This window comes from Acinetobacter sp. 479375, from assembly GCF_000581715.1.
Lineage (GTDB): Bacteria > Pseudomonadota > Gammaproteobacteria > Pseudomonadales > Moraxellaceae > Acinetobacter > Acinetobacter ursingii.
In genome coordinates, this window is record NZ_JEZN01000077.1 from 1 (window position 1) to 494 (window position 494).

Sequence of the window (494 nt, forward strand, 5' to 3'; positions counted from 1 at the left end):
ACCAATACTAATTGCTCGTGAGGCTTGACTATACAACACCCAAACAGTTGTTGTATTCAAGATAAATTCGATACGAAAACTTGATTTAGTCAATAAACTAGTTACAATACCGACTCAATTTCCAATCCGTTAATAACTCTTTGGTTCGTAAGTAAGGCATACATTATTAAGTAATGTGAATAAGACCCCAAAGCACCACAACAGTTTGCTGGCGACAATAGCAAGAGTGAACCACCTGATCCCTTCCCGAACTCAGAAGTGAAACCTCTTCGCGCTGATGGTAGTGTGGCGTTAGCCATGTGAGAGTAAGTCATCGCCAGCTTTTAAATACTAAATACCCCCTCCGCTTATGCAGAGGGGGTGTTTTTTTTATAAATAAAATAGATGCAATAAATAGAAAATCAAAGAAACTAACTGGTTGTTAATTCCTGAACAATAGCTTGGTTAAAGTATGGAATATCATCGGGATTACGTGAGCTAATCAATACCCAGCC

At 38.5% G+C, this 494-nt stretch carries 1 rRNA gene and 1 pseudogene; one reads left to right on the forward strand and one right to left on the reverse strand.

The window, feature by feature from the left end:
* The first annotated feature begins 207 nt into the window (after nt 1-207).
* A 5S ribosomal RNA gene (gene rrf, locus J500_RS16845) occupies nt 208-322 on the forward strand.
* An 88-nt stretch (nt 323-410) separates the two neighbouring features.
* Here the strand turns inward: rrf and J500_RS17810 are convergent.
* Nucleotides 411-494, reverse strand: a pseudogene (locus J500_RS17810) (protease); the annotation flags it as partial.